Origin of the sequence: Pseudomonas sp. Irchel s3b5, from assembly GCF_900187435.1 — a bacterium.
In the GTDB taxonomy this organism is placed as follows: domain Bacteria; phylum Pseudomonadota; class Gammaproteobacteria; order Pseudomonadales; family Pseudomonadaceae; genus Aquipseudomonas.
On the sequence record NZ_FYDY01000024.1, the window covers coordinates 50,477 to 67,495 of the forward strand.

Below are 17,019 nucleotides of genomic sequence, written 5' to 3' on the forward strand. Positions count from 1 at the left end.
GCGATGGGGCCTGCGCAGACGCCATCAATGCCGGATCAGTTTATTCCGAACCTCGTCACTGACTCGCTGATCCAGCTCCGCCCAAAACAAAGGCTTGCCGGCAATCTCGGCAGCCACCGGCAAACCATCGCGATACACCAGCCGATTGCTCGCCAGCGCCGGGACTTTCGCGCCGGGCAGCAGGGTGCCGGCGAGGTTCAGGGGATCGACCCCGCACACGGCGATCAGGCTGCCGTCCTTGGGGCGACGCCGCACTTCGCGCAGCAAGGGAATCGCCTCGGGCAGCGCGAATTGCTCCCCCGCCAGACCACTGACAAACCGTCCGCCACGAATCTCGCCCCGGGCCTCGAGGCGATGAAACGTGCGCAGTAATTCGCGCCAGCTCGGCAGCCAATCCGCCTCACGCTCCAGCAATCGCCAGAACACCACGCCGTAGCGGCGCAGCAAGGTCATGGCGATGTGTTCCAGCGTATCGGCCGGGGTCGACGACGGACGCGGGTTATCAACAAACGGCGCGGCGTTTCCACGGCGTAACAACGCCCAGCGTCCAGCGTCGTCCATGCCGCCGATGAACGCCCCGCGCCCGTGGCGACTGCGGTGGTGCTGGCGCTTGCTGGCCGGGGTGATCAGCGCACGCAGCCCGGCGAAACTGTCGGCGTTCACCAGCCCGGCGCCCACCAGTTCCTGCAAGGCGATTTCCAGCTCCGAGCGCAGCAGGTGAGCTTCGTGAATCAGCTCATCGAAAAACAGTGCGCCGTGCTGGCTGAGGGCGGTGTGGACCTTTTGCGTTTTCGGTGACAGTTCGCTGACCGGCGTCTGCTCGGTCAGCCCGCTCCAGAGTCCGACCTGACTGCGCGGCAGCAGCACAATCGGTGTACTGCGCAACGCGGTGCCGGTGCCCTTGTTGCGTGCGGTCAGGCGTGTCCACACCAGTCTGCCGCTGCGGCACAACTCATCCAGCCAGCTCGCCGAGTAATCCTTGATCCGTGCCGGCAGGAGGTCGCTGTCCCAGGCGGACGCGGCGGCGGGGTAGCCTTCGAACTGGCTGGCGATGGCGGGCAATACGGCCGCGCCTTGACCCTGAGTGGCACTGGATACGTGCTGCCAGTCGAACAGAAACCGCATGAAATCCTGCAACGCCACCGGCTCGATTTCCCTACGCAGGCGCTTGACCGTGTAGCGATGAATGCGCGCGAGCAGATGACGCTCACACCATTCTTCCCCGTGGTTGCCCGGGGTGAATCGTCCACGCAGCACGTAGCCTTCGCGCTCCAGTTGCGCCAGCGCCTGGATCACTTGAAGGTCAGATAAACCGAGGGGGTCGGCAATATCGTGCAGCGGTAACGGGCCGAAGGCGCTGAGCCGCGCACGGACCACTTCGACCACGGCTTCGTCCTGTTCCCAGACCTCATCGAAACCCGGCAACGCCTGCAAGGCTGGCGATAATTGCGCCTGTGGATAAATCGCCCGCAGGCAGGTCAGTCGCTCCAACGCCAGCCACAACGATTGCCCTTCGTTGATCTGTAAGTGGGTGGCGCGACCGCTCATGGCCAGCGCGTTGAGCCAGTCGCGCCACTGCGGGTTGGCTTCGGCTTCTGCGTCGGTGATGCACGCCAGGCTCATCAGTGCCTCATGCATTTCATCGTCACCCGTTGGCGCGGGCCAGGCCTCAACGCGCACGGCGTTGATCGCCTCGGTATCGAGTGCGCCGAGGTCGTCGGTCGATTGCGGATCGCTCCAGCGCCGGTTGAGCACGGCTTGGGTGCGGCGCTCTTCCAGCGGCGCATCGTCGAGAAATGTGTAGGGCCTGGCGCTGAGAATCTCGGCCGCCAGCGGCGAGGGCGCCGGCAGCTCGCGGCTGATCAGGCGCACCTCGCCGCGCTCCATGCGCCGCAGCAAGGCCAGCCAGCCTTCGCTGTCCATCGCATCGTGCAGACAGTCGTCGAGGGTTTGTTCCACCAGTGGATGGTCGGGAGCTTCCCGTTCCCCGGCGAGGTTTTCCACGCAGGCGATCTGATCGGGGAACACGCTGGCGATCAGGTCTTCGCTTTTCATCCGCTGGATTTGCGGCGGCACTTTGCGCCCGCCGCTGTAGCGCGGCAACGCCAGGGCCACCCCGGCATTCCAGCGCCAGCGCACGCCAAACAGCGGCGCGTCGAGCACGGCCTGAATCAGGAGGTGTTCGGCACTGTTGCTGTGCAGATAGCGCCAGACATCGTCCAGTACGAAACTGTGGCTGGTGGAGAGTGACAACACGATGGCGTCTTCGCTGGCGGCGGCCTGCAATTCGAAGTTGAAGGTGCGGCAGAAACGCTTGCGCAGGGCCAGGCCCCAGGCGCGGTTGATGCGGCTGCCGTAAGGCGAGTGAATGATCAGTTGCGTGCCACCGGACTCGTCGAAAAAGCGCTCCATCAGTAACGTGTCTTGCGACGGCAGGGCGCCCAGCGTCTGGCGCGCCGGGGCGAGGTATTCCACCAGTTGCTCAGCGCTGGCGAAGTTCAGGCCGAGGGTCTCGGTCAGCCAGTCGAGCGCCGGTTGCAGGTTGCCCGGCGTGTTGCCGAGCATCGCGTCGAGGTGCGCTTGCAGGCGCGCCACCGCCGAAGACAATTCAGCGCTGCGCCCCGGCGCTTCACCCAGCCAGAACGGGATGGTCGGCGGCTGCCCCTGAGCGTCTTCGACCCGGACCTTGCTGGTTTCGACGCGCAGGATTCGATAGGACGTGTTGCCCAACTGGAAGATATCGCCGGCAATGCTTTCCACCGCAAAGTCTTCGTTGATGGTGCCGATGTTCAGCCCTTGGGGTTCCAGCAGCACGCTGTAGTCGGCGTTGTCCGGAATGGTTCCGCCACTGGTCACGGCCGTGAGTTTCGCGCCTCGACGACCGCGCAGGGTGCGGGTCACGGCGTCGCGATGCAGGTAGGCGCTGCGAATACCCTGCCGCCCGTTGTAGCCCTCAGCGAGCATCTGCAGCAGCGCCTGATAATGTTTGTCGTCGAGTTCGGCATACGGCGAAGCGCGGCGAAACATGTCCAGCAACGCTTGCTCCTGCCACTCCTGGCAGCTGACTTCGGCGATGATCTGTTGCGCCAGCACGTCCAGCGGCGCTTGGGGAATCAACAAGGTATCGAGCTCGCCCCGCCGCACGCAGTCGAGCAGCGCGGCGCATTCAATCAGGTCGTCGCGGGTGGTGGCGAACAAACGGCCCTTGGGCGTTCCGCCGACCTGGTGGCCGGAGCGGCCGACCCGTTGCAGGAATCCGGCAATCGAGCGCGGTGACGCAATCTGGCACACCAGGTCGACGTCACCGATGTCGATGCCCAACTCCAGCGATGCGGTGGCGATCAGCACTTGCAAGTCGCCACGCTTGAGCCGCTGTTCGGCATCCAGCCGAAACTCCTTGGCCAGGCTGCCGTGGTGGGCGGCCACGGCGTGTTTGCCGAGGCGCTCGCTGAGGTGCCGACTGAGGCGCTCGGCCAGCCGTCGGGTGTTGACGAAAATCAGCGTGGTGCGGTGTTGCCGGGCGAGGGCGGCGAGACGGTCATAGACGAGTTCCCAGACATCGTTGGCCATCACGGCCGATAGCGGTACCGGAGGCACTTCGATGTCCAGATCCCGTGGGCGGGCGTGGCCGATGTCGACAATCTCGCAAGGGCGATCGCGACCCACCAGAAAACGCGAGACCGCTTCGATGGGTTTTTGCGTGGCCGACAGACCGATGCGCACCAGTGGTGCGGCGCACAGCGCCTGCAAGCGCTCAAGGCTCAGGGCCAGATGACTGCCGCGTTTGCTGGCGGCGATGGCGTGGATTTCGTCGACGATTACCGTGCGGGTTGTCGCGAGCATCTGCCGCCCGGAATCGGAGCCGAGCAACACGTAAAGGGACTCGGGGGGTGGTGACGAGTATGTGCGGCGCGATCTTGCGCATCGCCGTGCGGTCTTTTTGCGGCGTATCGCCGGTGCGTACGGCGGTGGTGATCTGCAATTCGGGCAGGCCCATCACGCGCAATTGCTCGGCAATCCCGGCCAAGGGGTTTTGCAGGTTGATCTGGATGTCGTTGGACAAGGCCTTGAGCGGTGAGACGTAGACCACCAGGGTTTCATCGGGCAGGCCGTCGGGGCTTTCAAGGCCTTGGTGGACCAGGTCGTCGATGACCGCGAGGAACGCGGTGAGGGTCTTGCCGGAACCGGTGGGCGCGGCAATCAATGTCGAGCGGCGCTGGCGGATCAACGGCCACGCCCGGGCCTGCGCGGCGGTGACCGCAGGGAAGGTGTGGCTGAACCAGGCGCTGACGGCGGGGTGAAAGCCTGTCAGGGCACTGTCTGTGGGGATGGGCAGGTTCATGGGGCAATTTATGCGGGTGAGGCCGGGAAGATGCAAGTACAAAACCATTGTAGGAGCCGGCTTGCTGGCGATGGGGGCCAGTTGCAGCGCCACAAATCCCGGACATCTACACTTTACGGATGACGGTTGCGCACTAAACCCGCAAAATGCAACGATTCCTGCAACTTTCAACGACATCGCCCGCAAGCGCTGTCGAAAAACCATCGTTCCAATCAGACTGGGCCTGCTGACTCTATGCGAATGCGCCTTATGTTACTGGGCGGCGGAAATGCCCTTGGGCAGGCGCTGATTCGCCTCGGTGCGGAGGAAGATATCGGTTTCCTCGCCCCCCGCCCGCCACAAGATGGCTGGGATGCCGCGAGCCTGACGCAACTGCTCGACGACACGCGCCCCGATGCGCTGATCAACCTCGCCTACTACTTCGACTGGTTCCAGGCCGAAGCGGTCAGCGAACAGCGGCTGGCCCAGCAAGAACGGGCCATCGAGCGCTTGGCGGAGCTGTGCCAACACCACAATATCGTGCTGCTGCAACCTTCGAGCTATCGGGTGTTCGACGGCTCCCGCGCTACCGCCTACAGCGAAAAAGACGAGCCGCTGCCCTTGGGTCTGCGGGGGCAGGCGTTGTGGCGGATCGAGCAGAGCGTGCGCGCCACCTGCCCGCAACATGTGTTGTTGCGCTTCGGCTGGCTGCTCGATGACAGCCCCGATGGCACCCTTGGCCGCTTCCTGGCACGTGCTGAAAACCCCGAAGAGCTGTTGATGGCCGACGACCGCCGTGGCAATCCGACGCCGGTGGACGATGCTGCCCGCGTGATCATTTCGGTACTCAAGCAACTCGATTGCGCCGCGCCGCTGTGGGGTACGTACCACTACGCCGGGCATGAGGCGACCACGCCGCTGGCGTTGGGGCAGGCGATTCTCACCGAAGCCCGCAACCTGCATGAGTTGGCCATCGAAGCGCCGACCGCCCAGGCCCACGCCACGCGCCCGGATGCTGCCGAAGAGCCGCAACACGCGGTGCTGGCCTGCAAGAAAATTCTCCACACTTTCGGGATCAAACCCCGCGCCTGGCGTGCGGCACTCCCCGGTTTACTGGACAGGTTTTATCGCCATGGCTGACGGCCCCGTTTTAATCACCGGCGGTGCCGGTTTCATTGGTTCGCACTTGACCGACGCCTTGCTTGCCAAGGGCCATTCGGTACGCATTCTCGATGACTTATCGACGGGTAAGCGCAGCAACCTGCCGCTGGACAATCCCAAGGTCGAGCTGATCGTCGGCGACGTGGCCGATGCGGCGCTGGTTGCCCGGGCGCTGGTCGGTTGCAGTGCCGTGGCGCACCTGGCGGCAGTGGCCTCGGTGCAGGCCTCGGTGGACGATCCGGTGAAGACGCACCAGAGCAACTTCATCGGTACGCTGAACGTCTGCGAAGCCATGCGTCAGGCCGGGGTCAAACGCGTGTTGTTTGCCTCCAGCGCTGCGGTGTATGGCAATAATGGCGAAGGTGAGTCCATCGACGAAGACACGCCAAAGGCACCCTTGACGCCTTATGCATCGGACAAACTCGCCAGCGAGCATTACCTGGATTTCTACCGGCGCCAGCATGCACTGGAGCCAGTGATCTTCCGCTTTTTCAATATCTTCGGCCCGCGCCAGGATCCGTCCTCGCCGTACTCCGGGGTGATCAGCATTTTCAGCGAGCGCGCCCAAAAAGGACTGCCGATCACGGTGTTCGGTGACGGCGAGCAGACGCGTGATTTTGTCTATGTCGAGGATCTGGTCGATTTGCTGGTGCAAGCCATCGAAAAACCTCAGGTCGAAAATGGCGCCGTCAACGTCGGGTGGAATCAGGCGACGACGCTCAAGCAGTTGCTCGAGGCCCTTGAAACGGTGATCGGCGCGTTGCCTGCGGTGAGCTACGGACCGGCGCGTTCCGGTGACATTCGTCATTCCCGGGCGAACAACCGGCGGCTGTTGGAGCGCTTTACCACGACAGAACAGACCCCTATGAGTGTGGGGCTGGCGCGGTTGTTGGGGCGATAAACGTTTCACGCGGACATGAAAAAGGCGCCTTTTTACAGGCGCCTTTTTCACGGCCGGAATGTGCGTTACAGCGTGTGCAATTCCTGTGGCGAGGGAGCGTGCTCCCGGTCGAGCGCAATGCGCTCGCCATCAGTTCTAAGTCTGCTCGCCACTAAGCCAGGCTCACCACCACGTGAACGTTTTTTAGAACTTGTAACCCAGACCCACCATGTAGATGAACGGGTCCACATCCACGTCCACACGTGCCCGGGTGCCTGGGGCAATCGAATCGTTTTCGACGGTGGCGCGGGTATCGATGTCGATGTAGCGCACCTGGGCGTTGATCATGACATTGTCGGTCAGCATGTAGTCAGCACCGACCTGCCACGCCATACCCCAGGAGCTCTCTGCCTTGAAGTCGCTGAAACCAGCGGCTTCGGCTTCGCTGCTCACGTGTTCGTCGTAGATGTAGGTGTAGTTGATGCCGCCGCCCACGTACGGTTGGAATGCCGACTTCGGATCCAGCGGGTAGTACACCAGGCTCAGGGTTGGTGGCAGGTGCTTGATCGTGCCGAGTTTGCCGTTGGCCGCGCTCAGAGCGGTGCCCTTGAGTTTCACGTCATGCTCGAACGGGGTGGCTGCCAGCAGCTCGATACCCCAGTGGTTGGTGAGCATGTAGGCGAAGTTCAAGCCCAGCTGCGTGTCGCTGCTCAGGGTCGCCTTGCCACCCAGATCGGCACCTGCCAGCGGGCCTTGATCGACCTTGACGCTGGAGCTGTCGGCTTCCGGGTTAACGGTGATTGCGCCGGCGCGAATGAGAATGTCACCGGCCTGGTGGGCGTGGGCGAGCGGGGCTGCGAGCGCGAGGGCAACCAACGAGGCGCTGAGCAAGGACTTGTTCATGGGGGCTCCAGAGGATGTTGAAAATTTTCTATGTCCAATGGTAGCTGGCTAATGGTTTTGCGTTGTTGATTTAGCTCAATAAATTGCGCAAGGATGGATTTTTTTGATGATTTTACTGTCCCCATCGCGAGCAAGCTCGCGCCTACAGGGGGTTAATCGATCAATGACGGTCTGGCAGGCAACAAAAAACCAGCGGATTCACTCCGGTAACTCATACAAATAAATCTTGTCCGCCGCCATCTGGTACCCGGCATCCGCCAACTCGCTGCTGGACGCCTGGACCTGCAATGCACCTTCGATCCAGTACGGTTGATACAGTTCGTCGACCTTCACCCCGACTTCGCTTTTGACGTGCACGATCTGGTTCGACGGCGGTGGCGGCACATGGATGCAAGCGCCGAAATACGGCACCAGCAGAAACTCGGTGGTGCGTCCTTCCTCGTTCACTTCCAGTGGCACGATGTAGCCCGGCAAGCGGATGTTCTGACCGTCGAGCGCCTTGACCACCGGTGCGTTGGGCAGGTCTTGCCTGGCGGCCGGCGCCGATTCGGCCGACAACGTATCGCTCATCTTCGACAGATCGTGCAGCGGTGTCATGTTCGGCACTTCAGCCGGCGCGTCAGGCGGAATCATTTCCGACCAGGTCAGGTCTTTGGGCTGTGCCGCCCACAGGGGCAGGGCGACCAGCATCAACAGCGCAAGTACAGCGCGGGGCATTTTCAACATCCTCATAAACGGATCGACAGACCATCGGCCAACGATTGGCGATAGGCACGCCAGGCCGGCACGCTGCCCATCAGCAACGCGGCGATCAGGATGCCACCGAGCAGCGTCCATTCATATTCACTTGGCCAACTCAGTGGCAAATACAGACCGTAATTGGCTTGCACGTACCCTTGGGCGGCGGCGATGCACACATACAGCAGCGCCACACCGGCGATCACGCCCGAAAGCGCCAACGCAAAGGCTTCCAGTACCAGCAACGTCGCGATGTGCCACGGCCTCGCACCCACGGAACGCAGAATCGCCATCTCCCGGCGACGTTCGTTGAGGCTGGTGAGAATGGCCGTGAGCATGCCGATCAACCCGGTCAGCACCACAAACAGCGAGATCACGAACAAGGCTTTTTCCGCCGTGCCCATCAAGCTCCACAACTCTTGCAGCGCCACGCCCGGCAGGATCGCCAGCAGCGGTTCACCACGGAATTCGTTGATGTCGCGTTGCAGGGCAAACGTCGAAATCTTGTTGTTGAGGCCGAGCATGAACGCGGTGATCGCCTGCGGCGTCAGGTCCATGTTGCGCGCTTGATCGGCCGTGACGCGACCGTCACCGCGGGCCGGCACGCCGTTGTGCCAGTCGACGTGTATCGCTTCCATGCCGCCGAGGCTGATGTGCAGCGTGCGGTCGACCGGGGTGCCGGTGCGCTTGAGAATACCGACCACGGTGAACGGTTTGTCGTCGTGCTTGACCAGGCTGATCACGGCCACGCCATGGGCCAGCACCAGTTTGTCGCCCAGTTTGTAATGCAGCGCCTCGGCCACTTCGGCGCCGAGCACCACTTCGAAAGGATCGGTTTCGAAGGCGCGGCCATCGCTCAACTGCAGGTGTTGCTGGCGCCCGTACTGGTAATGCTCGAAGTACGCTTCGGTGGTACCCATCACCCGATAACCGCGATGGGAATCGCCGAGGGACATCGGGATCGCCCATTTCACTTTCGGGTTGTTGGCGAAATGCTCGAAGCTGTCCCAACGGATGTTGTTGGTGGCGTTGCCGATGCGGAACACCGAATACAACAGCAGATTCACCGAGCCCGAACGGGCGCCGACGATCAAGTCGGTGCCGCTGATGGTGCTGGCGAAACTGGCTTTGGCCTCGGTGCGCACACGCTCGACGGCCAGCAGCAGGCACACCGACAAGGCAATGGCGAACGCTGTGAGGATCGCAGTGAAGCGGCGGTTAGCCAGGCTGGCCATGGCTAGACGGAACAAATACATCTCAGACCTCGGACGGGGTGGCGGCGCGATTGAGCTCGGCCAGCGACAGGTTGCGGTCGAACAGCGGTGCCAGGCTCTGGTCATGGCTGACGAACAACAGGCTCGAGCCGGCCTCGCGGCACTCGGCGAACAGCAGGCGAATGAAGTTCTCGCGGGCGTCGTAATCCAGCGCCGAGGTCGGCTCGTCGGCAATCACCAGCTCGGGCTGACCGATCAAGGCGCGCGCGGCGGCGACCCGTTGTTGCTGGCCGATGGACAGAGAGTCGGCGCGGCGACCGAGGATGCTTTCATCCTTCAAACCCAGGTGAGCGAGCAGGGTGGCTGCCGCTTTATCAACGCTGCCGTGACGCTGTTTCGCCCGTGCGGCGCGCAGTTTCGAGAAGTGGCAGGGCAGTTCGACGTTCTCGCGCACTGACAAAAACGGCAGCAGGTTGAACTGTTGGAAAATGTAGCCGGTGTGATCGACGCGAAAGTGATCCCGAGCACCGGCTGATAGCGCGGTCAGTTCCTGGCCGAGCAGACGAATACTGCCGCGATCAGGCTTCTGCACACCGCCGAGCAGGCCGAGCAGGGTGGTCTTGCCGCTGCCGCTGGGGCCTTTGAGAAACAGCGTTTCCCCGCGCTCCAGGCGAAAGGCCGGAATGTCCAGCAGCGGCGGGTGACCGGGCCAACTGAAGCCCAGGTCCGACAGTTCGATAAGTGGTTGGGTCATTTAGTCGATTTCATGGGTGTTGATTGACCTGCGTAGGAGCTGCCGCAGGCTGCGATCTATTGATCTTTGAAGGTCAAAAGATCGCAGCCTCGTTTCACTCCGCAGCTCCTGCGGGGCGATCTTCGGTGAGTTTAGAATTTGAGGGCGGCCGCTTTGGCCGTCACATCAACCCCTTGCTGCCCGCTCGGGCCGATCAGTTGTACCTGAATTTTTTGGGTGGCCGGGAAACGGGTGAAAATGTTCGCCAGATCCAGGGTCTTCAACGCGTCTGGCGTGGCGCAGGTGAATTGGTAATGGGCGTGGATTTCGCTGTGGTCGTGGTGATGTTCGCCTTCATCGTGATCCTCGTCCGCATCAGGTTTGTCGCCGAACAACGGGCTTTCCAGCTCCTGTTTTTCCACCACGCACCCTGCGGCTTTCGGCAGATTGAACAGCGCCTGTGGTTTCTCCAGCTGCGCACGGACGGCGGCGACTTTGGCTTTGTCGGCGTCGCTGGCGGCAGCGTGTTCGAAGCCCACCAGGTTCATCGCCGGGCTTTCCAGTTCCAGTTGCAGGGTTTGCCCGTCCAGCGCCGCGTTCAAGCGTCCGACGCCATGTTCGTGGGCACCGAGACTGCCGTGCTCGTGGTCATGTTCCTCGGCGGCGTGGGCGACAGCCAGCGGCAGCAAGGCAAACGGCAGGGCGAGAAGCAGACGGCGCATGGCAAATCTCCGGACAGTAAAATGAAGAAATTGTTATGTAATCTTATAACGTAAGTGCGGAGAGTTTGACTGCCTGCTTGGCGTTGCACAAGTCCCATGGGAGCATGCAGGTGAAGAAAAGTGCTGGAGCGGACTTATGTTGCGAATACGCGGAAGCATCGGCGACTGGCCGGTGGATTTGACCCTGGAAATGGATGACAGCGACTGGGCACGGCTGGGTGCGCAGTTGCAGGTGGAGAAAATCGCCGTCAGCACGCCTGCGGCGAAACCGCTGAATCAGGACGAGGCGCTGTGGCAGGTTGCCAAGGACTTGTTGCGCAAGGCCGGGCAATTGAACGGGCCGGAGTTGCTTGATCAGCTCGAAGGGCTGGCCGGCAGCGCTGCGGCGGGCAAGCGACTGTTGGTGCGTTTGCGCCACAGTCCGGAAGTCAAAGTGGTGAGCGGCGGGGATACGCCGCTCTACAGCTGGATCGAATAGACCGCAAAAGATCGCAGCCTGCGATCTTTTGATTTTTAATACAGCGCAGCAAACAACTTGCGACGGTACGTGCTCACCAGCGGGTGATCATTGCCCAGCAGTTCGAACACTTGCAGCAAGGTCTTGTGCGGCAAGCCTTCGCTGTAGCTGCGGTTGCGGGTGAACAACTTCAGCAGAGCATCCAGCGCAGCGTCGTATTGCTGACGGGCCAGTTGCTGGATCGCCAGTTGATAAACCGCTTCGTCGTCCTGTGGATTTTTCGCCAGGCGTGCTTTCAGATCGGCGGCATCCGGCAGGTCCCTGGCCAGACCCAGAAACTTGATTTGCGCCTTGGCACCGGCCAGCGCCGCTTTATGTTCGTCGCTTTTGACCGCATCCAGCACGGTTTGCGCTTCGCCCAGTTCACCGCGTTCGGTGAGGCAGCGGGCATAGAGAATCAGCGCCTTGGCGTTGGTGTTGTCCTCACCCAGCAGCACGGTGAGGATGGCTTCGGCATCGGCGAAGCGGCTGTCGTCAAACAGCGCCTGAGCCTGTTCGAACGGATCGGCGGCGGCCGGTGGCGGCATCTGCACATGGGGCTCCAGCAGCGCGCGTACAGCAGACTCCGGTTGTGCGCCGGCAAACCCGTCTACCGGCTGACCATCCTTGAACAACACCACGGTCGGCAGGCTGCGAATGCCAAAGCGGGCGACGATGTCTTGCTCGAGGTCGCAGTTGACCTTGGCCAGGAGCAACTCACCTTGATAGCTCTCGGCGATGGTCTGCAGCATCGGCATCAGCACTTTGCACGGCGCGCACCATTCGGCCCAGAAATCCACCAGCACCGGTTTGTGGAAGGAGTTCTCGATCACCGACTGATCGAAATCGGCCGTCGTGGCGTCGAAGATGTACGGCGTTTGCTGACTCATGAGGGATCTCGTAAAAGCGTGAATGTGCTCACTATAAGGGCTGCGATCTTTTTCGGCTTCAAGTCCGACGCGCGTGGTACAGGCTCACATGCCGAAACTCTTCCGGCTCGGCCAGATCCGGCAGGGTCATGGCCTCGAGCATTTCAATGCGACGGTACAACGGATGACGGAAATCCCGGACTCGGGAATCCGCCACCAGCGCTTCCCGGCCACGACTGAGGAATTCGTCGAGCAGCGGCAGGTTCGCCCGGTCGTACAGCACGTCCGCCACCAGGATCAGATCGAAGCGATCGGCCTCGGCGAAAAAGTCGGTCGAATAATTCAGCTGTACGTCATTGAGCTCGGCATTCGCCCGGCAGGCGGCAATCGCCAGCGGATCAAGGTCGCACGCCACCACTTCGAGCGCCCCGGCCTTGACCGCCGCAATCCCCGCCACGCCAGAGCCGGCGCCAAAATCCAGCACCCGTTTGCCCTCGACCCAATGCGGGTTGTCGGCGAGATAACGGGCTATGGCCAACCCGCTGGCCCAGCAAAAACTCCAGTACGGCGGCTCATGCAGGATGCGCCGGGTTTCTTCCGGGCTGAAGGCGCGGTCCATGTTATCGTCGTCGATCAGCCACAGCTTCAGGTCGGTCCCCGGCAACCCGCACGCCACCAGTTGCGCATCGCCCAGCAGTTCACCCAAGGCCTGTTGCAGGTCGAGCGGTGCACTCATGGGGCTTTGACGAACTGCATTTGGCCCAGGGCCTGGGTGGTCGGCTGCGTGATCGTTCGCGACGGCAGATGCAGGATCAACTGCCCGGACTGGCTGGCGCGGCCACGCAGTTCAACGCGGGCACCGGCCGGAAATGAATCCGGGTTGAAGCGCAGGCGAAACGGCAGGGCCTGATTGGTACCGATCAGGCTGGAGCTGGCGATCAATTGTTGCGGTCGGTCTTTATCGTCGATCACCAGCAGCGCCAGTTCGACTTCGGCGCCGTCCGGTACACCTTGCAAGGTGCCGCTCAATTCGCGCTGATACGCGGGCAGCGGACCGAGTTCGGCGGCTTCCCGGGCTTTTTTCTGCGCTTGTTGAGGCGCGGGGCCGGGTGTTGGCGGCTGGGGTTGGGGTGCATCGCTGCTGCAGGCCGCCAGCAGGCTGAAAACACTGAGCAAAATGAGCGGACGTAACGACATTGGTGGCTCCATAAAGCTGAATTCCATGGATCAAGTGATCATCCCGTCTGTATACCGCAAACCCTATGGCTTGTCTTGCCACCGGGATGCGCTACCATGGCCCTCCCTTTTTTTGTTGCCTGCCACCATGCACTGTCCCTTCTGCGGTGCCAACGACACCAAGGTCATCGACTCGCGTCTGGTCGCCGAGGGCGAACAGGTGCGCCGCCGGCGTGAATGCCTGGCCTGCGGCGAGCGCTTCACGACGTTCGAGACGGCTGAACTGGTGTTGCCGCGCCTGATCAAAACCGACGGCAGTCGCCAGCCGTTCGACGAAGAAAAACTCCGTGCCGGCATGCAGCGGGCGCTGGAAAAGCGCCCGGTGAGTGTAGAGCGCCTTGAATCGTCGCTGGTGCACATCAAACATAAACTGCGTGCCACCGGCGAACGCGAGGTCAAATCCCTCGTGGTCGGTGAACTGGTGATGGCCGAGCTGCAAAAGCTCGACGAAGTCGCCTATATCCGCTTCGCTTCGGTGTATCGCCGCTTCCAGGACCTCAACGAGTTCCGCGAAGAGATCGATCGCCTGGCCCGTGAGCCGGTGAAAGAATGACCACGCCTACCGAACAAGCCATCCTCGACGCGCATTTCATGGCCCGCGCCCTGGAACTGGCGCGCAAAGGTCACTACACGACGCACCCCAATCCACGGGTTGGCTGCGTGATCGTGCGTGACGGGCAGATTGTCGGCGAAGGCTGGCATGAGCGCGCCGGCGAGCCCCATGCCGAAGTCCACGCCTTGCGCGCGGCCGGTGTACAGGCGCGAGGTGCCACCGCTTACGTGACGCTGGAACCCTGTAGCCACCACGGCCGCACGCCGCCCTGCGCCGATGCGCTGGTGAATGCCGGCGTGGCGCGGGTGGTCGCGGCCATGCAGGACCCGAATCCGGAAGTCGCCGGTCGTGGTCTGCAACGCCTGGAGCAGGCCGGTATCGCCACCGAAAGCGGCGTGCTGGAAGGCGAGGCGCGCAAGCTCAATCAAGGGTTCCTGAAACGCATGGAACACGGCTTGCCGTTCGTGCGGGTCAAACTGGCGATGAGCCTCGATGGCCGCACTGCGATGGAAAGCGGCGAAAGCCAATGGATCACCGGCCCTGCAGCGCGTTCGGCGGTTCAGCGTCTGCGTGCTCAGGCCAGCGTGGTGCTGACCGGTGCCGACACGGTGCTGGCGGACAACGCCCGTTTGACCGTGCGCGCCGATGAGCTCGGCCTGGATGCCGAACAAACGGCACTGGTCATGAGCCGACCGCCGTTGCGTGTGTTGGTCGATGGGCGACTGCGCGTGCCGCTGGATGCGCCGTTCTTCAAGGCTGGCCCGGCGCTGGTCGCGACCTGTGTGGCGGTGGAGGAGCAATATGCCAACGGCCCGGAATGCCTGATCGTGCCCGGCTACGATGGTCAGGTCGATCTGCGCCAGCTGTTGGTCGAGCTTGCCAACCGTGACGTCAACGAAGTACTGGTCGAGGCCGGTCCACGGCTGGCGGGTGCCTTTGCCCAGCTCGGTCTGGTGGACGAGTTCCACATCTTCATTGCCGGCAAGTTCATGGGCTCTTCGGCGCGACCACTGCTGGATTGGCCGCTCGCGCAGATGAAGGATGCACCCGAGCTTGAAATCATCGAAATTCGCGCCGTGGGCGATGACTGGCGAGTCATTGCCATTCCTGCGCCAGCCGCGAGCGTATAATTCCCGGCCAACGCTAAAGCGCTGGCTTTGTTCTCGAGGAGAACCCCATGTTCACCGGCATCATCGAATCCATCGGCAGTATCCGTGCACTGACCCCAAAGGGCGGTGATGTGCGGGTTCACGTCGAAACCGGCAAGCTCGACCTGAGCGACGTCAAACTGGGCGACAGCATCGCGGTCAACGGCGTGTGCCTGACGGCCGTTGAATTGCCGGGCAACGGCTTTGCGGCGGACGTCAGTCGCGAAACCCTCGACTGCACCGCCATGAACGACCTGAAAAGCGGCAGCCCGGTCAATCTGGAAAAAGCCCTGACCCCGACCACTCGCCTCGGCGGGCATTTGGTCAGCGGTCACGTCGATGGCGTGGGCGAAGTGGTTGCCCGTACCGAAAATGCCCGCGCCGTGGAATTTCGCATCCGCGCGCCGAAAGAACTGGCCAAGTACATCGCCCATAAAGGCTCGATCACCGTCGACGGCACCAGCCTGACCGTGAACGCGGTCGATGGCGCCGAGTTCCTGCTGACCATCATTCCGCACACCCTGAGCGAAACCATCATGGCGTCGTATCAGCCGGGTCGCCGGGTGAACCTGGAAGTGGACTTGCTGGCCCGTTATCTAGAGCGCCTGCTGCTGGGCGACAAGGCCGCGGAACCGACTGCCGGCAGCACCATTACCGAAAGCTTTCTGGCCGCCAACGGCTACCTCAAATCCTGACTCAAGGGGGTGCCTTGTGGCGCTCAATAGCATCGAAGAACTGGTTGAAGACATCCGCCAAGGCAAGATGGTCATCCTCATGGATGACGAAGACCGCGAGAACGAAGGCGACCTGATCATGGCCGCCGAGTGCTGCAAGCCCGAACACATCAACTTCATGGCCAAGCACGCCCGTGGCCTGATCTGCATGCCGATGAGCCGTGAGCGCTGCGAACTGCTCAAGCTGCCATTGATGGCGCCACGCAACGGTTCCGGTTTTGGCACCAAGTTCACCGTGTCCATCGAAGCTGCCACCGGCGTGACCACCGGCATCTCCGCTGCCGACCGCGCGCGCACCGTGCAAGCGGCCGCTGCCCGTGATGCCAAGGCTGAAGACATCGTCAGCCCGGGCCACATTTTTCCGCTGATGGCCCAGGCCGGCGGCACGCTGGCCCGCGCCGGCCACACCGAAGCGGCCTGCGACCTGGCGCGCATGGCCGGTTTCGAGCCGAGCGGCGTGATCTGCGAAGTGATGAACGACGACGGCACCATGTCCCGTCGCGCAGAACTGGAAGCCTTTGCGACCGAACACAACATCAAGATCGGCACCATCGCCGACCTGATTCACTACCGGATGATCCACGAACGTACCGTTCAGCGGATTGCCGAGCAGCCACTGGACAGCGAACTGGGCCAATTCAACCTGGTGACCTATCGTGATTCCGTGGAAGGCGACGTGCACATGGCACTGACCCTGGGCAATGTCTGCGCCGAAGAACCGACCCTGGTTCGCGTGCACAACATGGACCCACTGCGCGACCTGTTGATGGTCAAGCAACCGGGCCGCTGGAGCCTGCGCGCCGCCATGGCCAAGGTTGCCGAGGCTGGCAGCGGCGTGGTGCTGTTGCTCGGTCACCCGCTCGATGGCGACGTATTGCTCGCGCATATCCGCGAAACTGCCGACCAGCAAGCGGTGAAAAAACCGACCACCTACAGCACTGTCGGTGCCGGTTCGCAGATCCTGCGCGACCTCGGTGTGCGCAAAATGCGCCTGATGTCGGCACCGATGAAATTTAATGCGATATCCGGTTTCGATCTGGAAGTTGTAGAATACGTGCCCTCCGAATAGGGCACCGGGTTTTGGCATCGTTGTTCACTTAAGGCTTGTTTGATTTACTGTGGCGAGGGAGCTTGCTCCCGCTTGGGTGCGCAGCGCCCACAAGAGGGGCCGCTACGCAGCCAGCGGGAGCAAGCTCCCTCGCCACGACGATCGCAAGTGAACGCCGATGTAGAATTCCGACGCTGTATTCGCGGTTCAAATATCACTGAGGGATGCGTACGAGACGCGTCCCGGCTCTTTAAGAGATCTAT

15 protein-coding genes and 1 pseudogene are annotated in these 17,019 nt (G+C 62.2%); 7 read left to right on the forward strand and 9 right to left on the reverse strand.

Translation table 11 applies throughout. The annotated features are described in order from the left end of the window. Positions 1-24: 24 nt before the first annotated feature. Positions 25-4,342: pseudogene (locus CKW15_RS21530) on the reverse strand (DEAD/DEAH box helicase). 234 nt (positions 4,343-4,576) lie between these two features. Between CKW15_RS21530 and CKW15_RS21535 the strand changes: the two are divergent. Then, positions 4,577-5,461, forward strand: a complete 885-nt coding sequence (locus CKW15_RS21535; protein WP_095059449.1) for a sugar nucleotide-binding protein — start codon at positions 4,577-4,579, stop codon at positions 5,459-5,461. Then, positions 5,454-6,383 (forward strand): NAD-dependent epimerase/dehydratase family protein, encoded by a 930-nt coding sequence (locus tag CKW15_RS21540; RefSeq protein ID WP_095059448.1) that lies wholly within the window; start codon positions 5,454-5,456, stop codon positions 6,381-6,383. Before CKW15_RS21535 ends, CKW15_RS21540 begins: the two co-directional genes overlap by 8 nt. A gap of 183 nt (positions 6,384-6,566) precedes the next feature. Here CKW15_RS21540 and CKW15_RS21545 read toward each other — a convergent pair whose 3' ends face one another. The 5 genes from CKW15_RS21545 to CKW15_RS21565 form a co-directional block, all read right to left on the reverse strand. Further along, complete coding sequence (locus CKW15_RS21545) at positions 6,567-7,265, reverse strand: OmpW family protein (protein WP_095152670.1); 699 nt, start codon at positions 7,263-7,265, stop codon at positions 6,567-6,569. A 198-nt stretch (positions 7,266-7,463) separates the two neighbouring features. After that, entirely contained in the window at positions 7,464-7,982 is a 519-nt protein-coding gene (locus CKW15_RS21550; RefSeq protein ID WP_095152674.1) for a DUF3299 domain-containing protein, read from the reverse strand. A gap of 11 nt (positions 7,983-7,993) precedes the next feature. Then, entirely contained in the window at positions 7,994-9,259 is a 1,266-nt protein-coding gene (locus tag CKW15_RS21555; protein WP_095152671.1) for an ABC transporter permease, read from the reverse strand. 1 nt (position 9,260) lies between these two features. Further along, positions 9,261-9,971 (reverse strand): ABC transporter ATP-binding protein, encoded by a 711-nt coding sequence (locus tag CKW15_RS21560; protein ID WP_095059445.1) that lies wholly within the window; start codon positions 9,969-9,971, stop codon positions 9,261-9,263. A gap of 131 nt (positions 9,972-10,102) precedes the next feature. Further along, a complete protein-coding gene (locus tag CKW15_RS21565; RefSeq protein WP_095057325.1) occupies positions 10,103-10,672 on the reverse strand; it encodes a DUF2796 domain-containing protein in 570 nt (189 codons plus the stop codon). A 136-nt stretch (positions 10,673-10,808) separates the two neighbouring features. On the opposite strand from CKW15_RS21565, the gene CKW15_RS21570 reads away from it, so the two are divergent. Further along, positions 10,809-11,150 carry a hypothetical protein gene (locus CKW15_RS21570; RefSeq protein WP_095057324.1) on the forward strand — a complete coding sequence of 114 codons (342 nt, stop codon included), beginning with the start codon at positions 10,809-10,811 and terminating at the stop codon, positions 11,148-11,150. A gap of 35 nt (positions 11,151-11,185) precedes the next feature. Here the strand turns inward: CKW15_RS21570 and trxA are convergent, their stop codons facing one another. From trxA to CKW15_RS21585, 3 genes are read right to left on the reverse strand one after another with little or no spacing between them, the layout of a single operon-like run. Beyond that, on the reverse strand, positions 11,186-12,058 hold the full coding sequence (trxA, locus tag CKW15_RS21575; protein ID WP_095057323.1) for a thioredoxin: 873 nt from the start codon (positions 12,056-12,058) through the stop codon (positions 11,186-11,188). Positions 12,059-12,116: 58 nt separating this feature from the next. Continuing rightward, positions 12,117-12,773 (reverse strand): methyltransferase, encoded by a 657-nt coding sequence (locus tag CKW15_RS21580; RefSeq protein ID WP_095057322.1) that lies wholly within the window; start codon positions 12,771-12,773, stop codon positions 12,117-12,119. Next, positions 12,770-13,234, reverse strand: coding sequence for a YbaY family lipoprotein (locus CKW15_RS21585; RefSeq protein WP_095057321.1), 465 nt, complete (start codon positions 13,232-13,234; stop codon positions 12,770-12,772). Before CKW15_RS21585 ends, CKW15_RS21580 begins: the two co-directional genes overlap by 4 nt. Positions 13,235-13,361: 127 nt before the next feature. On the opposite strand from CKW15_RS21585, the gene nrdR reads away from it, so the two are divergent. Genes nrdR through ribBA form a run of 4 tightly spaced genes read left to right on the forward strand, consistent with a single transcriptional unit; the run spans position 13,362 to position 16,777 of the window. Then, positions 13,362-13,826, forward strand: a complete 465-nt coding sequence (nrdR, locus tag CKW15_RS21590) for a transcriptional regulator NrdR (protein WP_003228656.1) — start codon at positions 13,362-13,364, stop codon at positions 13,824-13,826. Next, a complete protein-coding gene (ribD, locus tag CKW15_RS21595) occupies positions 13,823-14,956 on the forward strand; it encodes a bifunctional diaminohydroxyphosphoribosylaminopyrimidine deaminase/5-amino-6-(5-phosphoribosylamino)uracil reductase RibD (RefSeq protein WP_095057320.1) in 1,134 nt (377 codons plus the stop codon). The genes nrdR and ribD overlap by 4 nt, the downstream gene beginning before the upstream one ends. 47 nt (positions 14,957-15,003) lie before the next feature. After that, entirely contained in the window at positions 15,004-15,669 is a 666-nt protein-coding gene (locus CKW15_RS21600) for a riboflavin synthase (protein WP_008059524.1), read from the forward strand. A 16-nt stretch (positions 15,670-15,685) separates the two neighbouring features. Further along, the gene (gene ribBA, locus CKW15_RS21605) at positions 15,686-16,777 is read left to right on the forward strand and encodes a bifunctional 3,4-dihydroxy-2-butanone-4-phosphate synthase/GTP cyclohydrolase II (protein WP_095057319.1); all 1,092 of its coding nucleotides are present in this window, start codon (positions 15,686-15,688) and stop codon (positions 16,775-16,777) included. Positions 16,778-17,019 lie beyond the last annotated feature (242 nt).

What these genes read in the sequence shown, in the direction of transcription:
- CKW15_RS21535 (WP_095059449.1), top strand. Translation starts at nt 4,577, where the DNA reads ATGCGAATGCGCCTTATGTTACTGGGCGGCGGAAATGCCCTTGGGCAG.
- CKW15_RS21540 (WP_095059448.1), top strand. Translation starts at nt 5,454, where the DNA reads ATGGCTGACGGCCCCGTTTTAATCACCGGCGGTGCCGGTTTCATTGGT.
- CKW15_RS21545 (WP_095152670.1), bottom strand. Translation starts at nt 7,265, where the DNA reads ATGAACAAGTCCTTGCTCAGCGCCTCGTTGGTTGCCCTCGCGCTCGCA.
- CKW15_RS21550 (WP_095152674.1), bottom strand. Translation starts at nt 7,982, where the DNA reads ATGCCCCGCGCTGTACTTGCGCTGTTGATGCTGGTCGCCCTGCCCCTG.
- CKW15_RS21555 (WP_095152671.1), bottom strand. Translation starts at nt 9,259, where the DNA reads ATGTATTTGTTCCGTCTAGCCATGGCCAGCCTGGCTAACCGCCGCTTC.
- CKW15_RS21560 (WP_095059445.1), bottom strand. Translation starts at nt 9,971, where the DNA reads ATGACCCAACCACTTATCGAACTGTCGGACCTGGGCTTCAGTTGGCCC.
- CKW15_RS21565 (WP_095057325.1), bottom strand. Translation starts at nt 10,672, where the DNA reads ATGCGCCGTCTGCTTCTCGCCCTGCCGTTTGCCTTGCTGCCGCTGGCT.
- CKW15_RS21570 (WP_095057324.1), top strand. Translation starts at nt 10,809, where the DNA reads ATGTTGCGAATACGCGGAAGCATCGGCGACTGGCCGGTGGATTTGACC.
- trxA (WP_095057323.1), bottom strand. Translation starts at nt 12,058, where the DNA reads ATGAGTCAGCAAACGCCGTACATCTTCGACGCCACGACGGCCGATTTC.
- CKW15_RS21580 (WP_095057322.1), bottom strand. Translation starts at nt 12,773, where the DNA reads ATGAGTGCACCGCTCGACCTGCAACAGGCCTTGGGTGAACTGCTGGGC.
- CKW15_RS21585 (WP_095057321.1), bottom strand. Translation starts at nt 13,234, where the DNA reads ATGTCGTTACGTCCGCTCATTTTGCTCAGTGTTTTCAGCCTGCTGGCG.
- nrdR (WP_003228656.1), top strand. Translation starts at nt 13,362, where the DNA reads ATGCACTGTCCCTTCTGCGGTGCCAACGACACCAAGGTCATCGACTCG.
- ribD (WP_095057320.1), top strand. Translation starts at nt 13,823, where the DNA reads ATGACCACGCCTACCGAACAAGCCATCCTCGACGCGCATTTCATGGCC.
- CKW15_RS21600 (WP_008059524.1), top strand. Translation starts at nt 15,004, where the DNA reads ATGTTCACCGGCATCATCGAATCCATCGGCAGTATCCGTGCACTGACC.